Source organism: Streptomyces sp. L-9-10 (genome assembly GCF_004151105.1).
In the GTDB taxonomy this organism is placed as follows: Bacteria; Actinomycetota; Actinomycetes; order Streptomycetales; family Streptomycetaceae; genus Streptomyces.
This window is the reverse complement of the sequence record NZ_PHRF01000120.1, coordinates 26,526-43,039: the sequence shown is the minus strand read 5'-3', so window position 1 is coordinate 43,039 and position 16,514 is coordinate 26,526. Positions and strand designations below refer to the sequence as shown.

Here is a 16,514-nt window from a genome sequence, read left to right as displayed (position 1 = left end):
CTCCCCGCACGGCCGCCCCCGGCGGCCCGGATCAGCCGGCCGACTCGCCCGCGTGCGGGCTCAGCGTGTCCGTGCCGACCAGGACGAAGAGCGCGATGCCGAGCAGGATCCGGTAGATCACGAACGGCATGAAGCTCTTCGTGGTGATGAACTTCATGAACCACGCGATAACGGCATATCCGACAATGAAGGCGATGACCGTCGCGAAGATGGTCGGCGGCCAGGCGACGTGTCCCTCGCCGGCGTCCTTCAGTTCGAACGCGCCCGAGGCGAGCACCGCCGGGATCGCGAGCAGGAACGAGTACCGCGCCGCCGCCTCACGGGTGTACCCCATCAGCAGGCCACCGCTGATCGTGGCGCCCGAGCGCGAGACGCCGGGCACCAGCGCCATCGCCTGGCAGAGGCCGAAGATCAGACCGTCCTTGACACTCAGGTCCCGCAGTGACTTGCGCTCCCTGATCGCGCGGTGCTTGCCGCCGGTCTCGTCACGGGCCGCGAGCCGGTCCGCGACACCGAGCACGACGCCCATCACGATCAGCGTGACCGCGATCAGCCGCAGATCGCGGAACGGCCCGTCGATCTGGTCCTTCAGCGTCACACCGAGCACACCGATCGGGATCGAGCCGACGATGACCAGCCAGCCCATCTGGGCGTCGTGGTCACCGCGCATCGACTTGTCCACCAGCGAGCGGCACCACGCGGAAACGATTCGGGCGATGTCCTTGCGGAAGTAGATGAGGACCGCCGCCTCCGTACCGATCTGGGTGATCGCGGTGAACGCCGCGCCCGGGTCGTGCCAGCCGGCGAAGGCCGCCGTCAGCCGCAGATGCGCGCTGGAGGAGATGGGGAGGAACTCGGTCAGCCCCTGGACGAGCCCGAGGATGAAAGATTCGAACCAAGACATGGGGAACTACGCCATCCAAGAGATGATCAAGCACTGGCCTGCGGAACAGCGGGGCAGTGACGGACTGAGGGGTGACGGTCGAAACGCGGGTTCGATCATATGGAGGGGTGAGTAGTCCTACTCATGCCGGCTCTTCGCTGATGTGGTGGTGGGCAGCGTAGCGTCTTGAGGGTGACGGGACGTGGGTGGCCCCTGCTTGTCCCGGGTGCTCGTACCGGGTGCGGGTCGCGTCCGGTTCGGGTCCGCCTCGCGCATATCTCGCGCCATGAATGACCTACACTCAAGTCATTTGGGCGAGGGCAAGGTCACAGCGTTGTGCTCTGCTGCTGGTTCGCCGGGCTGCCCTAATATCTGGGCATGACGGTCCTCCCTGACGACGGGCTTTCCCTGGCCGCCGAGTTCCCCGATGCGACCCGCGAGCAGTGGCAGAGCCTGGTGGCAGGCGTGCTGCGCAAGTCGGGTCGGGATCTCTCGGGGCCGGCCGCCGAGGACGCGCTGTCCACCGCGCTCCAGGACGGATTCACCACTCGTCCGCTGTACACCGCCGACGACGCGCCCGGGGACTCCGGTTATCCCGGCTTCGCGCCGTTCACCAGAGGCGGCCGACCCGAAGGGGGCGCGGTCTCCGGCTGGGACGTACGGCAGCGCCATACGCTCCCCGATCCCGTACGCACCAACGAGGCAGTGCTCTCCGACCTGGAGAACGGGGTCACCTCCCTCTGGCTGTCGGTGGGTTCCGCCGGAATCCCGGTGTCCGGACTGGCCGCCGCCCTCGACGGCGTCTATCTCGACCTCGCGCCGGTCGCCCTCGACGCGGGCGCCGAATTCGGGCCCGCCGCACGGGAGTTGCTGAAGCTGTACGAGGAGCGCGGGGTGGCCCGCGACGCGGCGCGCGGCACCCTCGGCGCCGACCCGGTGGGTGAACTCGCCCGTACCGGACGGGAAGTGACGGGCCTTACGGAAGAGGCCGCCGAACTCGCCGCGCTCTGCGCCCGGGAGTACCCGGGCCTGCGCGCGATCACCGTCGACGCGCTGCCCTACCACGAGGGCGGCGCCTCCGACGCGCAGGAACTGGGCTGCTCCCTCGCCACCGGCGTCGGCTGGCTGCGTGACCTCACCGCGGCCGGACTCACCGTCGAAGCCGCCTGTGCGCAGATCGAGTTCCGGTACGCCGCGACCGCCGACCAGTTCCTGACGATCGCCAAACTCCGGGCCGCGCGCAGGCTCTGGGCCCGGGTGGCCGAGGTGTGCGGCGCCGACGCGGGGCCCGGCACCGGGGCGCAGCGCCAGCACGCCGTGACCTCGCCGGTGATGATGACCCGGCGCGACCCCTGGGTGAACATGCTGCGCACCACGGTCGCCTCGCTGGCGGCCGGGGTCGGCGGCGCGGACGCTGTGACCGTACTGCCCTTCGACCACGCCCTCGGACTGCCCGACGCCTTCGCCCGCAGGATCGCCCGCAACACCTCCACGATCCTCCTGGAGGAGTCCCACCTGGGCCGGGTCATCGACCCCGCGGGCGGCTCCTGGTACGTGGAGCGGCTCACCGACGAGCTCGCACACGCCGCCTGGGAGTGGTTCCAGGAGATCGAACGCGCCGGCGGCCAGCGCGCCGCGCTCCACGACGGACTGATCGCCGAGCGGCTCGCGGCCACCTGGCAGGAGCGCTCGGGCAGGCTGGCCAGGCGGCGCGAACCCATCACCGGCGTCAGCGAGTTCCCGCAGCTCTCACAGCCCCCGGTGGAACGCGACCCGGCGCCCGCGCCGCCCGGCGGCGGACTGCCGGTGGTACGCCGCGACGAGGCGTACGAGGCACTCCGCGCCCGCTCCGACGCGCATCTCGCCGCCACCGGCGCCCGGCCCCGCGTCTTCCTGGCCGCCCTCGGCCCGGCCGCCGCGCACACCGCCCGCGCCACCTTCACCGCCAGCCTCTTCCAGGCAGGCGGCATCGAACCGGTCCATGACCCGGTGACGGTCGACGCGGCGACCGCCGCCGACGCCTTCACCCGCAGCGGGGCCGCCGTCGCCTGTATCTGCTCCAGCGACACGCTCTACGCCGAAGGCGCCGCGCCCGTCGCGCAGGCCCTCAAGGCGGCGGGCGCGCTCCAGGTGTTCCTCGCCGGCCGCCCCGGCGAACAGCGTGAGACCTATGTACGGGCCGGAGTCGACGATTTCGTCGTCGCGGGCGGCGACGCGATCGCCGTCCTGACCTCCGTCCTCGACCGGATGGGAGTGGCGTGATGGGGATCCCGGACTTCTCCGAGATCGAGCTGGGCCCCGGCGACAGCGCCGGGATCACCGAGGACCAGTGGCGTACGGCCGTCAAGGAAAACACCGGCAGGGCGGATCACGATCTGTTCTGGGAGACCCCCGAGGGCATCGCCGTCAAACCGCTCTACACCGCCCGGGACGTGGCGGGGCTCGACTTCCTCGGCACCTACCCCGGCATCGCGCCGTATCTGCGCGGCCCGTACCCCACGATGTACGTCAACCAGCCCTGGACCATCCGGCAGTACGCCGGGTTCTCCACCGCCGAGGAGTCCAACGCCTTCTACCGGCGCAACCTCGCCGCCGGGCAGAAGGGCCTCTCGGTCGCCTTCGATCTGCCGACCCACCGCGGCTACGACAGCGACCACCCCCGGGTGACCGGCGATGTCGGCATGGCGGGCGTGGCCATCGACTCGATCTACGACATGCGCCAGTTGTTCGACGGCATCCCGCTCGACAAGATGAGTGTGTCGATGACGATGAACGGCGCGGTGCTGCCGGTACTCGCGCTCTACATCGTGGCCGCCGAGGAACAGGGCGTACCGCCCGAGAAGCTGGCCGGGACCATCCAGAACGACATCCTCAAGGAGTTCATGGTCCGCAACACCTATATCTATCCGCCGAAACCCTCGATGCGGATCATCTCCGACATCTTCGCGTACAGCTCGCAGAAGATGCCGCGCTACAACTCCATCTCCATCTCCGGCTACCACATCCAGGAAGCGGGCGCGACGGCCGATCTGGAGCTGGCGTACACCCTCGCCGACGGGGTGGAGTATCTGCGCGCCGGACTCGGCGCCGGACTCGATGTGGACGCGTTCGCGCCCCGCCTGTCCTTCTTCTGGGCCATCGGCATGAACTTCTTCATGGAGATCGCCAAACTCCGCGCGGCCCGGCTCCTCTGGGCCCGGCTGGTCAAGAAGTTCGACCCCAAGAACGCCAAGTCGCTTTCCCTGCGCACCCATTCGCAGACCTCCGGCTGGTCGCTCACCGCGCAGGACGTCTTCAACAACGTCACCCGCACCTGCGTCGAGGCGATGGCCGCCACCCAGGGCCACACCCAGTCGCTGCACACCAACGCGCTGGACGAGGCCCTCGCCCTGCCCACCGACTTCTCGGCCCGTATCGCCCGCAACACCCAGCTGCTGCTCCAGCAGGAGTCGGGGACCTGCCGGGTGACCGACCCCTGGGGCGGCAGCGCGTATGTCGAGAAGCTGACCTACGACCTCGCCAGGCGCGCCTGGCAGCACATCGAGGAGGTCGAGGCGGCCGGCGGGATGGCACAGGCCATCGACGCGGGAATCCCCAAGCTCCGGGTGGAGGAGGCCGCGGCCCGTACCCAGGCGCGGATCGACTCGGGACGCCAGCCCGTCATCGGCGTCAACAAATACCGGGTGGAGACCGACGAGAAGATCGACGTGCTCAAGGTCGACAACTCCTCCGTACGCACCCAGCAGATCGAGAAGCTGCGGCGGCTGCGCGCCGAACGCGACGAGGACGTCTGCCAGGACGCGCTGCGCGCGCTCACCGCCGCCGCCGAGGCCGGCTCGCGCCCCGGCCTCGAAGGCAATCTGCTCGGCCTCGCGGTGAACGCGGCCCGCGCCAAGGCCACCGTCGGTGAGATCTCCGACGCACTGGAGAAGGTGTACGGGCGGCACTCCGGCCAGATCCGTACCATCGCCGGTGTGTACCGGAACGAGGCAGGCAGTTCCCCGGCCGTCGAGCACACCCGCGCGGCCGTCGAGGACTTCGAACGGGCCGAAGGACGCCGGCCGCGCATCCTGGTGGCCAAGATGGGCCAGGACGGCCATGACCGCGGCCAGAAGGTGATCGCCACGGCCTTCGCCGACCTGGGCTTCGACGTGGACGTCGGCCCGCTGTTCCAGACGCCCGCCGAGGTGGCGCGGCAGGCCGTCGAGGCCGACGCGCATATCGTCGGGGTCTCCTCGCTCGCCGCCGGCCACCTCACGCTCGTACCGGCGCTGCGCGAACAGCTCGCCGAGGAGGGCCGCGAGGACATCATGATCGTGGTGGGGGGAGTGATCCCGCCCCAGGACATCGAGGAGCTGCACCGGGCGGGGGCCGCCGCGGTCTTCCCGCCCGGCACGGTCATCCCGGACGCCGCACGCGATCTGCTGACCGCGCTGGCGGCCTCGCTGGGGCACGAGGCTCCGGCCGGGGACGCCGCTTCCGGGAACGCCGCCTCCGGCGCAGAGCGGTGAGCGCGTGCCCCCACGGATCGACATCGACAGCTACACCAAGGGCGTTCTGGACGGCTCCCGTTCGTACATCGCCCGTGCCGTCACCCTCGTGGAGTCCACCAGGCCCGACCACCGCAGGCTCGCGCAGGAACTGCTGACCGAGCTGCTGCCGTACTCCGGGAAAGCCCGCAGGATCGGCATCAGCGGGGTCCCCGGCGTCGGCAAGTCCACCTTCATCGACGCGATGGGAACGCTGCTCACCGGCCTCGGCCACCGTGTCGCGGTGCTCGCCGTCGACCCGTCCTCCAGCAGGACGGGAGGCTCCATCCTGGGCGACAAGACCCGGATGGAACGGCTCGCCGTGGACCCGGCCGCGTTCGTACGGCCCTCGCCGACCGCGGGCACGCTGGGCGGGGTGGCCAAGGCGACCCGCGAGACCATCATCGTCATGGAGGCCGCCGGCTACGACGTGGTGCTCGTCGAGACGGTGGGGGTCGGCCAGTCCGAGACCACCGTCGCCAACATGGTCGACTCCTTCCTGCTGCTCTCCCTGGCGCGCACCGGGGACCAGCTCCAGGGCATCAAGAAGGGCGTCCTCGAACTGGCCGACGTCATCGCCGTCAACAAGGCCGACGGCCCGCACGAACGTGACGCCCGCTCCGCCGCGCGGGAACTCGCGGGCGCGCTCCGGCTGATGCACCCGGCGGACGCGGCCTGGACGCCGCCGGTGCTCAGTTGCAGCGCGCGGGAGGGCACCGGTCTCGACACCGTGTGGGAACGGCTCGAACAGCACCGCGCGGTGCTCGGCGCCGACGGCCGGCTGGACCGCAAGCGCCGGGACCAGCAGGTCGACTGGACGTGGACGATGGTTCGCGACCACCTTCTGGACCGGCTGCGCGAACACCCGGGCGTACGGGAGCTGGCGCCCGCGCTGGAGCGTGAGGTGCGGAACGGGACACTGACCGCGACGCTCGCCGCGGAGCGGATCATCGAGGCGCTGGCGGGCCCCGCCGGTACCTGATCCCCGCGCGGGGGAACCGGTGGGAAGCCGCCGGGACGGCGTGTCCATACTGGACGGGCGCGGCCTCACGGACGCGTCCGCCCAGGGAAGGAACCAGCGAGAGCATGGCCCACGACGAACCGGTGCTGACCAGCCGCGCGGGCCGCACCGCCCACCTCACCCTCAACCGGCCCCGCGCCCTCAACGCCCTCACCCACCCCATGGTGCGGACGATCGACGAGGCACTGGCCGCGTGGGAGAGCGACGACGACGTCACGGCCGTGATCATCTCGGGCGCCGGTGACCGCGGGCTCTGCGCAGGTGGCGACATCCGCGTGATCCACGAGGACGCGCGCACCGGCGCGGGTGCCTCGCACGCCTTCTGGCGCGACGAATACCGGCTCAACGTACGGATCGCCCGCTACCCCAAGCCGTATGTCGCCCTGATGGACGGCATCGTGATGGGCGGTGGTGTCGGGGTCTCGGCGCACGGCGGCGTACGTGTCGTCACCGAACGGTCCGCCGTCGCCATGCCCGAGACCGCGATCGGGCTGGTCCCCGATGTCGGCGGGACCTACCTGCTCTCCCGGGCCCCCGGTGAGCTGGGCACCCATCTCGCCCTCACCGGGCAGACGATCGGCGCGGCCGACACCCTGCTGTGCGGCCTCGCGGATCACTTCGTACCCACCGGCCGGCTCTCCGGACTGCGCGCCGCGCTCGCCGGGCCCGAGGTGCGGGACGCGGACGACGTACGGGAGGTCGTACGCCGGTACGCGACGACCCCGCCGGAGGGGCGGCTCGACGCGGACCGCGAGTGGATCGACGCCTGCTATACGGCCGGCTCGGTGGAGGAGATCATCGAGCGACTGCGTGGCAACGGGGATCCGGCGGCCAAGGACGCCGCCGAGACACTCCTCACCCGGTCGCCCACCGCCCTGAAGGCCACCCTCGTCGCGATGCGCCGCGCCCGGCGGACGGCCACGCTGGAGCAGGTGATCGTCCAGGAGTACCGGGCGTCGTGTGCGGCGCTGACCTTCCCCGATCTCCAGGAGGGCATCCGGGCCCAGGTCATCGACAAGGACCGCAGGCCCCGCTGGTCGCCGACGGAGCTGGCGGAGGTCACGGACGCCGACGTGGCGCGTTTCTCCGCACCGCCGCCCGGCGGCGACCTGGAACTCGCCACGCCGTGACCCGGTGAGGGAGAGGATCAGCGGCGGCGGAGCCGGTGTCGCTGACGCCAGGCGACGACCGCCGCGGCCACTCCCGTGAGCACGATGAAGCCCGTCGAGATCAGGAACATCGGCGAGGTCGGGGACGACGCCTCGCTGCCCGCGATCACATACGCCGCGGTGTTGGGCACCGTTCCGATCCCGGTCGCCAGCAGGAACGGCGCCCACCCCATACGGGAGACGGCGGCGCAGTAGTTGGCCGCGGCGAACGGCACCCCGGGAAAGAGCCGGAGCGCCATCATCGACCGGAAGCCGTGCTCGCTCAGCTGTCCGTCGGCCGCCAGCAGCCAGCGGCCCCGCAGCAGAGGCCGCAGCGCCCCCTGCCCGAGGAAGCGGACGAGCCCGAAGGAGATCGCCCCGGCCAGTACGCTCCCCGCGACCGCGGCGAGCAGACCGAACGCCGAGCCGAAGAGGGCGCCCGCGGCGAGACTGAGCAGCGGACGCGGTACGAACGCGACGGCGCACAGCCCGTACGCCACGGCGAACAGCACCACCGCCGTCGCGCCGCTGAACTGCGGAGGCCAGCCGTCGGCCAGCAGCTTCTGCGGCTCGTACAGCAGCACCGCCGCACCCGCCGCGGCCAGCACGGCGATGAGCAGGGCGAACCGCGACCAGGGCGAGAGCAGCACCCGGAAGCAGCGGACAGCGAGGCCCGGCGAAGGCTCGGGGGCCGGCCTGGGGACCGGCCTGGGGGCGGTGTCGAGCATTCGGGGATGCTAACCGACCCACGTGAACTCCCGTGGCGGGGAAAACCATTCGACGTGAACGGCGGGCATGGGCCAGGATCGGCGACATGTTCCGGTACGCCTTCCCCGCAGCGCCGTCCGCAGTCGCGGACGCGCCGGAGGCTGCCGGTTTCCCCCTCGCGTACGCGGCAGTCGCAGCCGCGGCGGCGGCGGCAGCAGCGCCCGCACCCGTGGCGCCCCTCGGCGGCGCCCGAAGCTGACCCTTCCCGGATCGTCCGGCGGACCCCGCAGGGGGAGGGTCGGCAAGGCCCGGGGGTCCCTCTCAGCTTCGAGTTCCTGGAAGGAACCACGCGAACCATGCCCAAGACGGCATACGTGCGCACCAAGCCGCACCTGAACATCGGCACCATGGGCCACGTCGACCACGGCAAGACCACGCTGACCGCCGCCATCACCAAGGTCCTCAGCGACCGGGGGACCGGCACGTTCGTGCCGTTCGACCGGATCGACCGGGCCCCGGAGGAGGCCGCCCGCGGGATCACCATCAACATCTCGCACGTCGAGTACGAGACCGACACCCGGCACTACGCGCATGTCGACATGCCGGGCCACGCCGACTACATCAAGAACATGGTGACCGGCGCCGCCCAGCTCGACGGGGCGATCCTCGTCGTCTCCGCGCTCGACGGGATCATGCCGCAGACCGCCGAGCACGTCCTGCTCGCCCGCCAGGTCGGCGTCAACCACATCGTCGTCGCCCTCAACAAGGCCGACGCGGGCGACGACGAACTGACCGACCTGGTCGAGCTGGAGGTGCGCGAACTGCTCACCGAGCACGGGTACGGCGGCGACGCGGCGCCCGTCGTCCGGGTCTCCGGGCTGCGCGCGCTGGAGGGCGACCCGCGCTGGACGGCGGCCGTGGAGGCGCTGCTCGACGCGATCGACACGTATGTGCCGATGCCCGTCAGGTACACGGACGCGCCGTTCCTGCTCCCGGTGGAGAACGTCCTCACCATCACCGGGCGCGGCACGGTCGTCACCGGCGCCGTCGAGCGCGGCACGGTGCGCGTCGGCGACCGGGTGGAGGTGCTCGGCGCGGGCATCGAGACGGTCGTCACCGGGCTGGAGACCTTCGGGAAGCCGATGGAATCCGCCGAGGCGGGGGACAACGTCGCGCTGCTCCTGCGCGGTACGCAGCGCGACGCGGTCCGCCGCGGCCATGTGGTGGCGGCGCCGGACAGTGTCGTACCGAGCAGGCGCTTCACCGCGCAGGTGTACGTCCTCTCCGCCCGCGAGGGCGGCCGGACGACCCCGGTCACCAGCGGCTACCGGCCGCAGTTCTACATCCGTACGGCGGATGTGGTCGGTGACATCGACCTGGGCGGGACGGCCGTCGCGCGCCCCGGGGACACGGTCACCCTGACCGTGGAGCTGGGCCGTGACGTCCCGCTGGAGCCGGGGCTCGGCTTCGCGATCCGCGAGGGCGGCCGTACGGTCGGCGCCGGCACGGTCACGTCCCTGCTCTGACCCGCTCCGGCCCGGCCGGACCCGCTCCGGCGGCGCCCGTCTCCCCGTACCCCGGGGAGGCGGGCGCGCGGCCGTCGTACGAGCGCACAATGGGAGCGTGAACGAAGCGATCCCCGTCCTGCGCGCCGTGGACAGCGGCACCGCCAAACTGCTGCCCGATGTGGACCGGGAGCGTGCCTGGCTGCTGACGGTCGACGGCGCGCCCCAGTCCTATGTCGACCTCGACGAGCCGACCCATCTGGAGTTCGAGTACGTACGGCGCCTCGCCCACGTCGTCGACCGCGCGGGCGACGAGGGCGCTCCGCTCACCGTGCTCCACCTCGGCGGCGGGGCCTGCACCCTGCCCCGCTATGTGGCGGCCACCCGGCCCGGCTCCACGCAGAGCGTGGTGGAGGCGGACACGGGACTGCTGGCGCTGGTCACGGAGCTGCTGCCGATACCGGACGGCACCGGCATCACCGTGCACGGCGCGGACGCGCGCCACTGGCTCGAAGCCGCCCAGGACCGCTCCGTGGACGTGCTCGTCGGCGATGTCTTCGGCGGCTCGCGGGTGCCCGCCCATCTCACCTCGGTCGAGTACGCGCGCGAGGCCGCGCGGGTGCTGCGCACGGACGGGGTCTACGCCGCGAATCTCGCCGACGGCGCGCCCTTCGGCTTCCTCCGCTCCCAACTGGCCACCTTCGCCACGGCTTTCGGGGAACTGGCGCTGATCGCGGAGCCCTCGGTGCTCCGTGGCCGCCGCTTCGGCAACGCCGTCCTGGTCGCCTCGCACACGGAGATCGACACGGCGGCCCTCGCGCGCCGTACCGCCGCCGACGCCTTCCCCGCCCGGGTCGAACACGGCGCGTCGCTCCGGCGGTTCATCGGGGACGCGAGCCCGGTACGGGACAGCGGCGCCGTACCGTCACCCCGCCCGCCCGACGGCGCCTTCAGTGTCGGCTGACACGGCGGAGGTCTCGGGGGCCTTCGGTGTCCCCGCCGGTGCGGCGGCGCGGCGCGTCAGCCGGCGTACGTCCGGCACGGTCAGGACCGCGGCCGTCAGCAGAACGACCAGCGCCGAGCAGCCCCACAGCGCGTACGCGCGCCCGAACGCGCTCTCCGCCGGTCCCGCGAGCGCGGTGGCCACCGGAATCATCCCGATCGAGCCGAGCATGTCGTACGCGGAGACCCGGGAGAGCTTCTCCTCGGGGATCTCCTGATGCAGCGCGGTCATCCATGACACCCCGAAGACCTCGATCGAGAGCCCCGTCAGGAACATCACCACCACCAGCCCCGCGGCCGGCAGCGGCACGGCGAGCCCGGCGGGCGGCAGGGCGAGGGGAAAGACACAGAGCGTGCCCGCGAGGAGCAGCCGGCGCGGCTTCCAGCGCATCATCACCAGCGCCCCGCCCACGGTGCCCGCGCCGAACGCGGCGAGCGCCAGGCCCCAGGGGCCCGCCCCGCCGAGTTCGTCGCGGGCGACCAGCGGCCCGTACACCGCCTCGGCCGCCACGACGACCGCGTTGACCACCGCGAACTGGACGACGATCGACCAGAGCCAGGGTCTGCCGATGAACTCCCGCCAGCCGTCGCGCAGATCGCTGACCATCCCGGCGCCCGGCGCGCGCGGCGGGATATGGCTGACATCGAGGAAGGCGCGCAGCGCCCCGGCCACCAGGAAGGCGGCGGCGTCGACGGCCAGCACCCAGCCGGGGCCGATCACCGCGATGAGCGCCCCGCCCAGGGCGGCGCCGCCGATCCCGGCGCCGTGCATCGACATCCGGTAGAGGGCGAAGGCGCGGCCCGCCTGCTCGCCGCTGACGCTGGCCATCAGCATGCCCTCGGAGGCCGGACTGAAGAAGGCGTGGCCCGTACCGCCCAGCGCGGCCAGCACCATCATCTGCCACAGCCGCGGGTCGCCCGTGAGGACCAGGGCGGCGAAGGTGGCCTGCGAGACGCAGTTGACGGCATTGGCGGCGACCATCACCCGGTGCCGGGGCAGCCGGTCCGCCAGCGCGCCGCCGACCAGCAGAAAGAGGACGAGCGGAACCGTACGGGCCGCGGCCACCAGCCCCACGTCGCCCGCGTCGCCGCCCGAATCGAGGACCGCGAACGCCGAGGCGATCAGCGCGCCCTGGCTGCCCAGATTGGTGGCGATCGCCGCGGCGGTCAGCAGTGTGTAGTTACGGCCGGCCCACGCGGGGCGGTGAGGACGGCGGGGGCGTCGCGGGCCGGCGTCGGCGTCGGCATCGGAGGGAGAGGTCACTACGGGACTATCCCGGTGGCCGCTGCCCCGTGCCAACCGGTTTTGTGCCGATCCGGTCAGGAGGCCCCGGCCAGCCGGACGGTGCTCATGATCTTCTTGATCGTCGCGTCCGGGATCTCGTCCGGCACGTTCTTGTTGGCGATGAGCACCCAGGTCGAGAAGTCGCCCTTGGCGTTGGCGAAGGTGAAGGCGATCGACTTGCCGTCGGTGTCGCACTTGTTCTTCTTGGCGAGGCCGGTGGCCGCCGCGGTCGCGAAGTGGCCTTTGAGCCCTGATGTCGTGGTGTACGCCTCGGACTCGCTGACCGTGACGTTCTTCTTGAGCGACGCCTCGGACTCCTCCTGGGCGAACGCGGCCCAGACCCAGCTGCCGGCCTCGCTCCGCGCGCCCGTCGCCGTGTCCTTGGCGCCCCTGCCGCCCTTGGTGCCGGTGCCGCCGAGGCTGCTGTCCTCCAGTTTGCCGTCCTTGTCGGTGTCCTGGGAGCACCACTTGGACTTGTAGAAGGCGGGCGCGGAGAAGGTGACGACGGGCGAACCGTCGCCCTTCTTGGCGTCCTCGAAGCCGGATATCACGCCCGGTTTGTCGACCTCCCAGTCGGCCGGAACATCGAACTGCGTCCCGTACTTCGGGTTGGTCACCACCTTCCAGCCCTCGATCGTCGGCTTGGCGACGGAACCGTCCCGGGGGTTGTCGGCGGACGGGTCGGCGGACGGCCCGCCGTCCGGGGACGCGGAGGAGGACGCCTTGGCGTCGTCGGCCCTGTCGCTCTTCTTGTCGTCCCCGCCCATCACGAAGAACGCGGTGCCCGCGGCGGCGATCACGACCACCGCGGCGGCCACGACAGCGATGACCGTCGTGTTCTTCTTCCCGCCCGGTCCCGGACCGGGCGGACCGGGCTGACCCGCCACGGGGTACTGCGGCACGGTCGGCTGCTGATACGGGTTGGGCTGCTGGTATCCCTGCTGCGGATAGCCGGGCTGCTGCTGATATCCCGGCTGCTCCTGTCCGGGCTGCTGCGGCGGGTAGCCCGGCTGCTGATATCCCGGCTGCTGATAGGGATTCGGCTGGTGGTACCCCGGCTGCTGGTACGGATTGGGATTCTGGTCCTGCGGGTTCTGCTCGCCCCCGGGCGGCTGCTGTCCTGGCCACATGGCGAGTAACGATAGAGGGGCCCCGCAGCGGCTGCCACGTCCGCCCTGTCAGGGGATGGTGAAGCTATCCTACTCACAGGTAACATCGCCCTCCATGACCGCAGATCAGATGTCCGTCGGCGCGATGCTCGCCGCCACCGTTCCCATGGTCAGGACCCTGGGACTGGAGTTTCTGGAGACCACAGGGGAACGGGCCGTCCTCCGGCTGCCCGACCAGCCCGACTACCACAACCACGTCGGCGGACCGCACGCCGGGGCGATGTTCACCCTCGCCGAGTCGGCGAGCGGCGCCATCGTGCTCGCCGCCTTCGGCGACCAGCTCCAGCGCGCGGTCCCGCTCGCCGTCAAGGCGGACATCGGCTATAAGAAACTCGCCAAGGGGACCGTCACGGCCACCGCCACGCTGGGCCGGCCAGCGGCGGAGGTCGTCGCGGAGCTGGACGCCGGTGAGCGGCCCGAATTCCCGGTGGCCGTCACCCTCACCCGAGAGGACGGAGCGGTCACCGGAGAGATGACCGTGGTCTGGACCCTTCGCCCGAATTCCTGACCTCCGCCGGATTCCTCACCTCACCCGCCCACCGGGCAGCGGAAACAACGAGAGGAACCGGCGGTGCACGTCCAGGAGTGGCTGGAGACCGTTCCCGCGGTCAGTGTCTATCTCCTGGTGGGGGTGGTCATCGGGCTCGAAAGCCTCGGTATCCCACTGCCGGGTGAGATCGTCCTCGTCAGCTCGGCGCTGCTCGCCTCCCAGCACGGCGACATCAACCCGTACATCCTCGGCGCCTGCGCCACCGCCGGCGCGATCATCGGCGACTCGATCGGCTACGCCATCGGCCGCAAGGGCGGCAGGCCGCTGCTCGCCCGGCTCGGTGCGAAGTTCCCCAAGCACTTCGGCGAGGCCCAGATCGCCATGGCGGAGCGGTCGTTCCAGAAGTGGGGCATGTGGGCCGTCTTCTTCGGCCGCTTCGTCGCCCTGCTGCGGATCTTCGCCGGGCCGCTCGCGGGAGTGCTGCGCATGCCGTACTGGAAGTTCCTGATCGCCAACGTGCTGGGCGGCATCGTCTGGGCGGGCGGTACGACCGCCGTCGTCTACTCGGTGGGCGTGGTCGCCGAGGCATGGCTCAAGCGCTTCTCCTGGCTCGGCCTGCTGCTCGCGGTGCTGATCGGGATCGCGTCCATGCTCATCCTCAGGAACCGTGCCAAGAAGGCCGCGGAGCGGGAGCCCTCGGCGGGCGAGCCCGATCCCGTACCCGCCGCGGACTGAGCTCTCCGGCCGAGCTTGCTGACCGGCCTTTCCGGCCGAGCTTTCTGCCCGAGCTTTCTGGCCGGCCTTTCTCCGGCAGCCGCTGCCGTTCCCGTCAGTCCCCGTGCGTCTCGCGGTGTGCCTTCGCCAGCTCCAGATAGCCCGCCGCGTTCAGCCTGATCCCCGCCCGCTCCTCCTCGGTCAGCTCGCGCTTGACCTTGGCGGGCACCCCCGCGACCAGCGAGCCCGGCGGCACCCGCATGCCCTGCGGTACGAGCGACTGCGCCGCGACCAGTGACCCCGCGCCGATGTGCGCGCCGTTGAGAACCGTGGCGCCCATGCCGATCAGTACGTCGTCCTCGACCGTGCAGCCGTGCAGCACCGCGTTGTGACCGACCGAGACGCGTTCGCCGACCGTGAGCGGGAAACCGGGATCGCAGTGCAGGGTGCAGTTGTCCTGGATGTTGCTGTCCGCGCCCACCACGATCGGCCCGCAGTCGGCCCTGAGCACGGTGTGGTACCAGACGCTCGCACCCGCCGCCACGGTGACGTCGCCGACCACCACGGACGTCGGCGCGGTGAACGCGGCGGGGTCGACGCCGGGGACCTTCCCGCCCACTCCGGTGATCAGTGCCCGTTCCGTCATGACGTCTCCTCCGTGCTGATCGGAGTTACACCGTAAGCGACCACTCCAGGCACACTGACCTCAGGTCCGGCTCGCCGATGGCTGTATCTGATGACGGTTGATCAATAACCTTGGCTGAGTCGCCCGTTATCGATCGGGCCAGGTACTGACCGAGGAGCTCCATGGCCACCGCACATCAGGTCCCCGACATTCTGTCGCCCGAGTTCGCCGCGAATCCGTATCCGGCCTACCGCGCGATGCGCGAGAGCGCACCGCTCATCTGGCACGAGGCCACCAAGAGCTACATCATCTCGCGCTACGAGGACGTCGAACACGCCTTCAAGGACAAGGAGTCGGAGTTCACCACCGACAACTACGACTGGCAGATCGAGCCCGTGCACGGCAAGACGATCCTCCAGCTGAGCGGCCGGGAACACGCCGTACGCCGGGCACTGGTCGCTCCGGCCTTCCGCGGCAGCGATCTGCGCGAGAAGTTCCTGCCGGTCGTCGAGCGCAACTCCCGTGAACTGATCGACGCCTTCCGGCACACCGGATCCGCCGATCTGGTGGCGGACTACGCCACCCGCTTCCCCGTCAACGTCATCGCGGACATGCTGGGCCTCGACAAGGCCGACCACGCCCGGTTCCACGGCTGGTACACCGCGGTCATCGCCTTCCTGGGCAACCTCTCCGGCGACGCGGAGGTCGCGGCGGCCGGGGAGCGCACCCGCGTCGAGTTCGCCGCGTACATGCTGCCGATCATCCGCGAGCGGCGCGACAACCTCGGGGACGATCTGCTCTCCACGCTCTGCGCCGCCGAGGTCGACGGCGTCCGGATGAGCGACGAGGACATCAAGGCGTTCTGCAGCCTGCTGCTGGCGGCCGGCGGTGAGACCACCGACAAGGCGATCGCCAGCGTCTTCGCGAATCTGCTGCTCCACCCCGACCAGCTGGCGGCCGTACAGCGGGACCGTACGCTGATCGACCGGGCCTTCGCGGAGACGCTCCGGTTCACCCCGCCGGTGCACATGATCATGCGGCAGACCGCCGAGGACGTGGAGGTGAGCGGGGGCACCATACCGGCGGGAGCCACGGTCACCTGTCTGATCGGCGCGGCCAACCGTGACGGCTCGCGCTACCAGGAGCCGGACCGCTTCAATATCTTCCGGGACGACCTGACCACGACGACCGCGTTCTCCGCGGCGGCCGACCACCTGGCCTTCGCGCTCGGACGGCACTTCTGCGTCGGCGCCCTGCTGGCCAAGGCGGAGGTCGAGACCGGCGTCAACCAACTGCTCGACGCCATGCCGGACATCCGTCTCGCCGACGGGTTCGACCCGGTCGAACAGGGCGTGTTCACCCGTGGACCGCGGACACTGCCCGTGCGCTTCACCCCTGCCTAGGACTGACGGCCTCCGCCGGGCCCGGAACGACC

14 protein-coding genes are annotated in these 16,514 nt (G+C 71.1%); 9 read left to right on the top strand and 5 right to left on the bottom strand.

The window, feature by feature from the left end:
* Positions 1-31: 31 nt before the first annotated feature.
* Complete coding sequence (locus CU044_RS28250; RefSeq protein WP_129771598.1) at positions 32-904, bottom strand: undecaprenyl-diphosphate phosphatase; 873 nt, start codon at positions 902-904, stop codon at positions 32-34.
* 357 nt (positions 905-1,261) lie between these two features.
* On the opposite strand from CU044_RS28250, the gene mutA reads away from it, so the two are divergent.
* The 4 genes from mutA (at position 1,262) to CU044_RS28230 (ending at position 7,563) form a co-directional block, all read left to right on the top strand.
* Positions 1,262-3,145 carry a methylmalonyl-CoA mutase small subunit gene (mutA, locus tag CU044_RS28245; protein ID WP_129771597.1) on the top strand — a complete coding sequence of 628 codons (1,884 nt, stop codon included), beginning with the start codon at positions 1,262-1,264 and terminating at the stop codon, positions 3,143-3,145.
* Positions 3,145-5,394: a methylmalonyl-CoA mutase gene (gene scpA / locus CU044_RS28240; RefSeq protein ID WP_129771596.1), complete on the top strand. Its 2,250-nt coding sequence runs from the start codon at positions 3,145-3,147 to the stop codon at positions 5,392-5,394. The genes mutA and scpA overlap by 1 nt, the downstream gene beginning before the upstream one ends.
* 4 nt (positions 5,395-5,398) lie before the next feature.
* Positions 5,399-6,394, top strand: coding sequence for a methylmalonyl Co-A mutase-associated GTPase MeaB (gene meaB, locus CU044_RS28235; RefSeq protein ID WP_129771595.1), 996 nt, complete (start codon positions 5,399-5,401; stop codon positions 6,392-6,394).
* Positions 6,395-6,498: 104 nt separating this feature from the next.
* On the top strand, positions 6,499-7,563 hold the full coding sequence (locus CU044_RS28230; protein WP_129771594.1) for an enoyl-CoA hydratase/isomerase family protein: 1,065 nt from the start codon (positions 6,499-6,501) through the stop codon (positions 7,561-7,563).
* 17 nt (positions 7,564-7,580) lie between these two features.
* Here the strand turns inward: CU044_RS28230 and CU044_RS28225 are convergent, their stop codons facing one another.
* Positions 7,581-8,309 (bottom strand): VTT domain-containing protein, encoded by a 729-nt coding sequence (locus CU044_RS28225; protein WP_129771593.1) that lies wholly within the window; start codon positions 8,307-8,309, stop codon positions 7,581-7,583.
* A 336-nt stretch (positions 8,310-8,645) separates the two neighbouring features.
* Here CU044_RS28225 and tuf point away from each other — a divergent pair, with 336 nt between their 5' ends.
* Complete coding sequence (gene tuf, locus CU044_RS28220; RefSeq protein WP_129771592.1) at positions 8,646-9,815, top strand: elongation factor Tu; 1,170 nt, start codon at positions 8,646-8,648, stop codon at positions 9,813-9,815.
* A gap of 97 nt (positions 9,816-9,912) precedes the next feature.
* Complete coding sequence (locus CU044_RS28215; protein WP_129771591.1) at positions 9,913-10,758, top strand: fused MFS/spermidine synthase; 846 nt, start codon at positions 9,913-9,915, stop codon at positions 10,756-10,758.
* Here the strand turns inward: CU044_RS28215 and CU044_RS28210 are convergent.
* Both CU044_RS28210 and CU044_RS28205 read right to left on the bottom strand, forming a co-directional pair.
* Complete coding sequence (locus CU044_RS28210) at positions 10,720-12,060, bottom strand: MFS transporter (protein WP_129771590.1); 1,341 nt, start codon at positions 12,058-12,060, stop codon at positions 10,720-10,722. The two genes, CU044_RS28215 and CU044_RS28210, sit on opposite strands and share 39 nt — an antisense overlap.
* Positions 12,061-12,116: 56 nt before the next feature.
* Positions 12,117-13,211 carry a hypothetical protein gene (locus CU044_RS28205; RefSeq protein WP_129771589.1) on the bottom strand — a complete coding sequence of 365 codons (1,095 nt, stop codon included), beginning with the start codon at positions 13,209-13,211 and terminating at the stop codon, positions 12,117-12,119.
* 94 nt (positions 13,212-13,305) lie between these two features.
* On the opposite strand from CU044_RS28205, the gene CU044_RS28200 reads away from it, so the two are divergent.
* Both CU044_RS28200 and CU044_RS28195 read left to right on the top strand, forming a co-directional pair.
* The gene (locus CU044_RS28200) at positions 13,306-13,758 is read left to right on the top strand and encodes a DUF4442 domain-containing protein (RefSeq protein ID WP_240045891.1); all 453 of its coding nucleotides are present in this window, start codon (positions 13,306-13,308) and stop codon (positions 13,756-13,758) included.
* Positions 13,759-13,821: 63 nt separating this feature from the next.
* On the top strand, positions 13,822-14,475 hold the full coding sequence (locus CU044_RS28195) for a DedA family protein (protein WP_129771588.1): 654 nt from the start codon (positions 13,822-13,824) through the stop codon (positions 14,473-14,475).
* 94 nt (positions 14,476-14,569) lie between these two features.
* Here CU044_RS28195 and CU044_RS28190 read toward each other — a convergent pair whose 3' ends face one another.
* Complete coding sequence (locus CU044_RS28190; RefSeq protein WP_129771587.1) at positions 14,570-15,100, bottom strand: gamma carbonic anhydrase family protein; 531 nt, start codon at positions 15,098-15,100, stop codon at positions 14,570-14,572.
* Positions 15,101-15,261: 161 nt separating this feature from the next.
* Between CU044_RS28190 and CU044_RS28185 the strand changes: the two genes are divergently transcribed.
* Positions 15,262-16,482 carry a cytochrome P450 gene (locus CU044_RS28185; RefSeq protein WP_129771586.1) on the top strand — a complete coding sequence of 407 codons (1,221 nt, stop codon included), beginning with the start codon at positions 15,262-15,264 and terminating at the stop codon, positions 16,480-16,482.
* Positions 16,483-16,514: the final 32 nt, after the last annotated feature.

Excerpts from the sequence above, each read along its gene's own strand:
- CU044_RS28205 (WP_129771589.1), bottom strand. The coding sequence starts at position 13,211 with ATGTGGCCAGGACAGCAGCCGCCCGGGGGCGAGCAGAACCCGCAGGAC.
- CU044_RS28200 (WP_240045891.1), top strand. The coding sequence starts at position 13,306 with ATGACCGCAGATCAGATGTCCGTCGGCGCGATGCTCGCCGCCACCGTT.
- CU044_RS28190 (WP_129771587.1), bottom strand. The coding sequence starts at position 15,100 with ATGACGGAACGGGCACTGATCACCGGAGTGGGCGGGAAGGTCCCCGGC.
- mutA (WP_129771597.1), top strand. The coding sequence starts at position 1,262 with ATGACGGTCCTCCCTGACGACGGGCTTTCCCTGGCCGCCGAGTTCCCC.
- CU044_RS28185 (WP_129771586.1), top strand. The coding sequence starts at position 15,262 with ATGGCCACCGCACATCAGGTCCCCGACATTCTGTCGCCCGAGTTCGCC.
- CU044_RS28225 (WP_129771593.1), bottom strand. The coding sequence starts at position 8,309 with ATGCTCGACACCGCCCCCAGGCCGGTCCCCAGGCCGGCCCCCGAGCCT.
- tuf (WP_129771592.1), top strand. The coding sequence starts at position 8,646 with ATGCCCAAGACGGCATACGTGCGCACCAAGCCGCACCTGAACATCGGC.
- CU044_RS28230 (WP_129771594.1), top strand. The coding sequence starts at position 6,499 with ATGGCCCACGACGAACCGGTGCTGACCAGCCGCGCGGGCCGCACCGCC.
- CU044_RS28250 (WP_129771598.1), bottom strand. The coding sequence starts at position 904 with ATGTCTTGGTTCGAATCTTTCATCCTCGGGCTCGTCCAGGGGCTGACC.
- scpA (WP_129771596.1), top strand. The coding sequence starts at position 3,145 with ATGGGGATCCCGGACTTCTCCGAGATCGAGCTGGGCCCCGGCGACAGC.